Annotated in this window: 8 protein-coding genes; 1 reads left to right on the top strand and 7 read right to left on the bottom strand. The window is 41.0% G+C overall.

The genetic code is table 11. The annotated features are described in order from the left end of the window. From AC1DWN_RS23830 to zwf, 3 genes are all read right to left on the bottom strand, one after another. Positions 1 to 116 (bottom strand): transaldolase family protein (locus AC1DWN_RS23830; protein WP_477561383.1); only part of this gene is annotated, 116 nt, incomplete at its 3' end. Positions 117 to 222: 106 nt separating this feature from the next. Beyond that, positions 223 to 2,208, bottom strand: coding sequence for a transketolase (gene tkt, locus AC1DWN_RS23825; RefSeq protein ID WP_477561382.1), 1,986 nt, complete (start codon positions 2,206 to 2,208; stop codon positions 223 to 225). Beyond that, entirely contained in the window at positions 2,192 to 3,715 is a 1,524-nt protein-coding gene (gene zwf, locus AC1DWN_RS23820) for a glucose-6-phosphate dehydrogenase (RefSeq protein WP_477561381.1), read from the bottom strand. Before zwf ends, tkt begins: the two co-directional genes overlap by 17 nt. A gap of 122 nt (positions 3,716 to 3,837) precedes the next feature. Between zwf and AC1DWN_RS23815 the strand changes: the two genes are divergently transcribed. After that, a complete protein-coding gene (locus tag AC1DWN_RS23815; RefSeq protein WP_477561380.1) occupies positions 3,838 to 4,713 on the top strand; it encodes a LysR family transcriptional regulator in 876 nt (291 codons plus the stop codon). A gap of 114 nt (positions 4,714 to 4,827) precedes the next feature. Here AC1DWN_RS23815 and AC1DWN_RS23810 read toward each other — a convergent pair whose 3' ends face one another. From AC1DWN_RS23810 to AC1DWN_RS23795, 4 genes are all read right to left on the bottom strand, one after another. Continuing rightward, on the bottom strand, positions 4,828 to 5,460 hold the full coding sequence (locus AC1DWN_RS23810) for a homoserine/threonine efflux transporter (protein WP_477561379.1): 633 nt from the start codon (positions 5,458 to 5,460) through the stop codon (positions 4,828 to 4,830). 13 nt (positions 5,461 to 5,473) lie between these two features. Continuing rightward, on the bottom strand, positions 5,474 to 6,292 hold the full coding sequence (locus AC1DWN_RS23805) for an AraC family ligand binding domain-containing protein (RefSeq protein ID WP_477561378.1): 819 nt from the start codon (positions 6,290 to 6,292) through the stop codon (positions 5,474 to 5,476). A 136-nt stretch (positions 6,293 to 6,428) separates the two neighbouring features. Continuing rightward, positions 6,429 to 6,737, bottom strand: coding sequence for a hypothetical protein (locus AC1DWN_RS23800; protein ID WP_477561377.1), 309 nt, complete (start codon positions 6,735 to 6,737; stop codon positions 6,429 to 6,431). A gap of 134 nt (positions 6,738 to 6,871) precedes the next feature. Further along, the coding region (locus AC1DWN_RS23795) for a hypothetical protein (RefSeq protein WP_477561376.1) at positions 6,872 to 7,212 on the bottom strand (341 nt) is incomplete at its 5' end.

The raw sequence follows: 7,212 nt of genomic DNA, 5'->3' as shown, positions 1-7,212 counted from the left end.
AATTTCACTCCTTCTTTGGCAACCAAGGATGGGTTTGTCGTAACACCTGATAACACACCGATTTTATAAGCTTTTTTAATATCTACCAGATTTGCAGTGTCGATAAAGAATTTCATAGTAATTACCTCCAATTGTTTGTGGTTGTTACCTATTTAATTGCTTGTATTAACCTACTTAACCTCGATAGAACAGTTCACTTAAACAGCCATTAGTATGTCTAATTTATTGTAACTCTTTCACCATGCGAACTACATTATTAACGGAGAAACCGAAGTGCTCCAATACCTCATTGCCTGGTCCAGATGCACCAAATGTATCAATGGACAAAAACTTACCGTTTGGTCCTGTGTAACGCTCCCAGCCTAACGAAATGCCAGCCTCAATAGCTAAGCGCTTCGTAACAGATGATGGCAGAACAGCTTGCTGGTATTCAGCGGATTGACGGTTAAATAATTCACGGCTTGGCATGGCAACTACACGAACGGAAATATTTTCTTTCTCAAGCTCAGCTTTCGCGTCCACTGCGAGTGAAACCTCGGAGCCTGTTCCAATCAGAATAACATCCGGCTGACCATTCGTTTCCGTCAGAACATAAGCTCCTTTGGACACTGCTTCAACATTGCCATTAGTTGCTTCATATATAGGCAGGTTCTGTCTGCTCAGCACTAGAGCTACCGGACCATCATTTTGCTGTAAAGAGTAGGCCCATGCGTTAGCCGTTTCATTAGCATCAGTTGGACGAATGACCGTAAGCCCCGGAATCGTTCGCAGTGCTGCTAAGTGCTCAACTGGTTCATGAGTCGGTCCATCTTCACCTACAGCAATGGAATCATGGGTAAATACGTAAGTAACAGGCAATTTCTGTAGTGCAGCCAGACGAATCGATGGACGCAGATAGTCACTGAACACGAAGAATGTACTTACGAATGGTTTTACGCCGCCATGCAGAGCCATACCGTTTCCAGCTGCACCCATAGCATGTTCGCGAACACCGAAGTAGATATTACGTCCTGCATAAGATTCAACAGCAAATACTTGTTCACCGCTGATATCGGTCATCGTAGAATGTGACAAGTCCGCGCTACCGCCGAAAATCGATGGAACCAATTTAACAAAATGATTGATCGCTTGACCGCTCGCTATACGAGTTGAAACCGTCTTGGAAGTGTCGAACGTGAGAAGGTCTGCTGCATCGATCACGACCGAACCCTCTATCACTTTCTCCAGCTCAGATCCAAGCTCAGTATGCTGTAATTTATAAGAATCGAATAACTGGTTCCACGCTGCTTCTTTCGCCTCACCGTTTTGCTTAAGCTGCGCAAAGTGGGCTTTGACTTCTGCTGGAACTGTAAATTCTTCCTCATGGTTCCATCCGTAAACCGCTTTAGTTGCCTTTGCCTCTTCTTTGCCAAGCGGGTTGCCGTGCGCTTTGTTTGTTCCAGCTACCTTGCTTCCGAAACCGATAATCGTACGGATTTCGATAATCGTTGGCTGCGAATCATTTTGCTTGGCAGCTTCGATTGATTTCGTAATTTGTTCGATGTCGTTGCCATCTTCAACTCGCAAATAGTGCCAGTTTGCGGATTCCGCTCTCTTCTGCATGTTTTCTCCGAAGGAAAGATTCAGCTCTCCGTCCAAGGAGATGTCGTTGGAATCATACATGACAATTAGTTTACCCAGTTTCATATGTCCTGCCATCGACATAGCTTCATAGGAAATACCTTCCATTAGGCAGCCGTCACCTACTAGAGCATACGTATAATGATCGACAACCGGGAATTCATTTTGATTGAATTTCGATGCAAGATGAGCCTCGGCCATTGCCATACCTACTGCCATTGCGATCCCTTGCCCCAAAGGTCCAGTTGTTGCGTCTACGCCATCCGTGTGGCCAAATTCAGGGTGTCCTGGAGTTTTGCTGTTTAGTTTGCGGAACTGCTTCAAATCATCGATAGATACGTTATAACCTGACAGATGCAGAAGGCTGTAAAGCAAAGCCGAGCCGTGACCTGCGGATAAGACGAAACGATCGCGGTTGAACCATTTTGAATGAGCTGGATTGTGATTAAGCTGTTTGCCCCAAAGTGCATACGCCATAGGTGCGGCTCCCATCGGAAGCCCAGGATGTCCCGAATTGGCAGCATTGATTGCATCGATAGATAAGGTACGGATCGTGTCAACTGAGAGTTGTTCAATTGTTCGTGTGATAGGCATATTGTTCTCCTTGTACGGTTTGGATTTTTTGTTGCGACTTGTCATCGAACCACCAATGATAGCCATCTTGTGCGAGCAGTGCATCTGATTCTATTGGTCCATATGTGCCAGCTGCATAGTGATGAAGTGGAAGTAGGTTTTCTTCGTATGCATCCAAAATAGGTTGAACCCATTTCCATGACAACTCCACTTCGTCCCAATGCGCGAAAAACGTTGAATCCCCTTGCAAAGCATCATGTATCAAATTCTCATACGCTTCAGGTACATTGTCCTGACTCGCATGAAAGTCGATATTCATTGGTCTGAATTCACCTTTATGTTTAGGGTCTCGCGTATTTAATTGCAGCCTTATACTCTCGTCAGGACTAATTTCAAATACCAGTAAATTAGGTTGTTTATTATTATCGTTTGCTGAGGATTGCTTTAACGGTTCCTTGAACTCAATTACAATTCGCGTTGATTTGTCCTTCATTCTTTTACCTGTGCGAATGTAAAAAGGAACACCCCTCCAAAAATAATCATCGATCTGAAGTTTGGCTGCGATAAAGGTATCGTTCTTAGAGGTTGCAGCAATGTTCGGTTCGGAAGTATAACCGTTCACTGGTTTATTCTGGATGATACCCTCTCCATACTGCCCGCGGACAACTTGAGTGCGGACATCTTCTTTTTGCAGTGGCACCAAGGAATCCATGATCAACTTCTTTTTGAAACGGACATTTTCTGAAGTACTATCTTTCGGCAGATGAATCGTAAGCATCATGAGCAATTGAAGCAAATGGTTTTGAAACATGTCTCTAATCGCACCAACTTKATCGTAATAACCTGCTCGTTCTTCGACACCAACGATTTCATTTGCAGTAATTTGAACGTTAGCAATGTAGCGGTTATCCCATAATGCTTGTAGAACAGGATTGCTCTGTTGCAGAAACTCGAGCTTCTGAACCATCGGCTTGCCGAGATAATGATCAATTCGGAATACTTCATCCTCCGTAAAGGATTTACTCAAATTCTTATTCAATTCACGAGCAGATTGCAAATCATGACCAAATGGCTTTTCGATCACAAGACGCTTCCAACCATCCGCAGAACCAAGTCCACTTTCACTGATGTTAGCTGCAATCGTTTCAAAAAATTCAGGTCCAACGGATAAGTAGAACAAGCGATTCGGTGCGATTCGAAGCTCTTCTTCTCGTTGTTCAATTTGCTGAAGCAATTTCTGATAATCCTCTTTGTGTCCTACATCCAGAACACTATAACGGAATTTATTCAAGAAGCTTTGTAACAATACGGGATCATTCGCTTCGCGTCTGGAAAACGTATGAAGAGACTGCTCTATATTGGACTGAAACGCTTCATCGGATAGCTCTCTTCTTCCAAGGCCGACCACTGCGAAAAACTCAGGCAGTTTTTGATCAATAAATAAATTATACAAAGCAGGGTAAATTTTTCTTTTTGCTAAATCCCCTGTTGCTCCAAACAATACAAACGTTGTTGCTTCCATCATACTTCTCCTTCCAGCAAGCTTCTTTGTAGGCACTGGTTTCTATTTCCTAAATCCACTATAATACGAATATGACCTATACATGTAATACATATATTTCACAGGAGCTATAGACCACATCTATGATCAATTATGAATTATACAAAGTTTTTTATTGGGCCGCTAAGATGGGAAGCTTGTCCCAGGCCGCCAAATTGTTGTTTATCACTCAGCCAAGCGTGAGCCATGCCATCAAGCAGTTGGAAGAAAGCTTCGGAATCACTTTGTTTTATCGAAATTCTAAGGGCGTTGCCTTAACGCAAGAAGGTGCTATCCTTTATTCCTATATCGAGAAGTCTCAGGTTCTCATCTCGCTTGCGGAAGAAAAGATGGCGGCTTTAAAAAAATTGGACAGCGGTGAGCTGCGGATTGGCGGGAGCGACTCGTTGTTCAAGCATTACATGCTGCCGTTTCTAGAAAGCTATCACGAGAAGCATCCCGGCATTAAATTGCATCTGAATCATGGAACGACACCGGAGACGATTGCTTTTCTGAAGGAAGGTAAAATCGATTTGGGCGTTGTGCGTATGCCTATTGTCGATTCGCAGCTTGAAGTTATGAAGGGCATCGAGCTTCAGGATTGTTTTGTGGCGGGGGCTCGATATTCCGAGCTTAAAGACAAAGTACTTTCACTGGATCTGCTGCTTAAATACCCTATCATCCTATTCTCGCGTAATAGCCGTGTTAGAATGGCGATTACTGAGTTATTCGAGAGCTATGGTTATCAAATCAAGCCTGAAATTGAAGTGGGAAGTGTTGATCTGCTCATCGAGTTTGCACGGAAAGGTCTAGGAATCTCCTACGTAACCAAAGAATTCATTTCCAAGGAGCTGGAAGAGGGCTCTCTATTCGAGATTCAATTAGATATTAAGATGCCACCTTCTCAAGTAGGCTTCATGATTATGAAAAATATGCCGCTCTCCAATGCGGCAAGCAAGTTTATTGAGTTTTTGAAATAATGATTTGAGTAAAAATAACAGCTCAATCACGGCGGAGTGTCGTAAGCGTAAAAAAAAGGCTGCCGCGGCAGCCTTTTCGTTTTTAAAGGTTACATACTTTCCAACCTTTTGGATTTATAAGACTGTTTTCACTCCAAATCCGATTAATAATACTCCAGTAGTTTTTTGAAAAACTTTTTGGAAGTTAGGTTTTTTCAGCCACTTCTTCACATGGTCTAAAAGATAAACTAAGATCAAAAACCATCCTACTGCAATTAACGTGAGGATTACTCCTAAACCAACCAATTGTTGATTGGTATTTCCATCAAGATCAATAAATTGAGGCATGAAAGTGATGTATACCAATACGGTCTTGGGGTTAAGTATATTACTAAAGACACCTTGTAAGTAGGATTCTTTAAAGTGATGTTGCAATAAGTTATCCATAGAATGCTGGTTATCTGCTTGAACAGCATCTAACGAGAGTGTGCTTTTAGTGAAAAATGCTCTTATACCTAAGTAAAACAAGTACGCGGCTCCCAAATACTTGATCGTATTGAATAAAAATACGGACTGGGCAATGACAACTGACAATCCGAGAACTGCAATAAAAGTCCAGAATGTAAGACCCGTCGCCATCCCGAGTATCGTATATCGTCCGGCTTTTGCACCGCGGGTTAGTGTATTTTTCATTATTAGTATTGTATCTGTTCCAGGTAACATTGACATCATCAGGGCCATCAGCATATATGCAAATAAATTATCCATCTTTATCTCCTTATTAAGCGTTGAGGTAAATCCTCATATATTGTTTGGGTGTTAAACCTATCTGTCTTTTGAAAAATTTAGTCAAGTGACTCTGATCACTAAATCCTGTTAGAAAAGTCACATCAATGGGCTTTAAGCCTTGCTCCAGAAGTTGTTTTGCATGGTTTACTCGTATCGTCTCCAAGTAGCTGTAAGGAGATATCCCCTTTTGTTTTGTGAAAGTTCTAAGTAGATGATACTTACTCCATCCCGTTAGAGCACTTAAATCGTTAAGTGTAATCATTTTTGTGTAATTTTCCTCCAAATAGTTACAAACTGTTCTGATTTCTTGAGAGGTTTCAAATACTGGTGGAATAATTGTAAGGTCAGAATGCGTCTGAATGAGCTCTTCCATGAAGTACAAGAATAACTCCTCCTTCATAAACTCACTCTCAGACTCTGAAATTTGTAAATGCAATTCTTTCAGATTGGAAACAAATTCACTTTGGTATAAAACACTTGGTTTAAAGTACGGAAGGGTATCGGTACCATTAATTTCGAATACAAGCTTTTTCATAACTTCAGGCTTCACATTGATGCATCGATAATCTAGTGTTTTGCCGTCTATCTGCTCGCAACTGTGAGTATCATAAGGGTTGAACAATAATAGGTCCCCTGGATTAATAATATACTGCTCACCTTTGCAAACTAAAAAACGCTGACCTTCTTCAATAAAGCCGATCACATAATATTCATGAAAATGAGCAGGAAACTTTTGCATGATTCCCTTAAATTGATAGGCCTCTACATTTAAATCAGAATCAAGATAAATCGTGCGAATTTCATTTGGCATCCAGCTATCCCCCTACACATGATGAGAATTAACAATAACATTTATTATAAAAATTTTCTTGTATGATATTGCGCTATCCAAATAAAAAAAGCCTTTAAAATAAGGCTTTTCATAAAGGTTTATATGGTTAGTGTTGTTACTCTTCCAGTATATCTGCCATTAACTCGCCGGCTATCTCAATCATTATAGGAATTACTGCTTCATTAGTGCCGGACACATAAATATCTCCTTGATAATGCCTAAATGGGATCTTCGAATCTCCATGGCTCCACATGAAAAAATCGCCGTCAATGGACATGGTGGTAGCGCCTGTTATCGTAAAAACGGAAGTATAAGCAAAATCAGGCTTGGTACTGAAGTACTGTTTGCACTCTTCCAAAGATATTGTTTGCCCAAAATTTCCGTTTTCCTGTAATGTTCTTGTAACTCGATAGCGTTTACTCAATGTGATGCCTCCAATATTGATCGTTATTACTACAGCTTGCCAACAAGGATAACATAGTTAGTGCTAATAGTAAAAGCCTCGTTTGTTTCAATTCGTCACTCATCCTCCCTTCATTTTAAACAATATTTACCTCATTAATTTAAAATATTTAATGAATCTTCTTCGTAATAAGTCCACCGTTTTCCGTCCGTATGATCCATATAAAGAATATCTTCATATTCAAATGGTTCATCTAACTCCACAAGCTCTATTGTACCTCCATAGGTCTGTGGAAGTTCGGTATGAAGAACTCTCACATAAACTGCGGCGATCTTGTCATTGATATACAACACACGCGCTTCTTTTAGTTCTCTTTTCGTGTTTGGGTACATGATACTGTGCTTAATGATTTCCTCTAGCTTAGTAGTAGTCATTGAATTCCAGTATTTTATATGTAATGGGGAATACGTTTGGATCGCCGCCTTGTAATCAGTGC

Source organism: Paenibacillus sp. P4_A7 (assembly GCF_056402455.1).
This window is presented reverse-complemented; position numbering and strand designations above follow the sequence as displayed.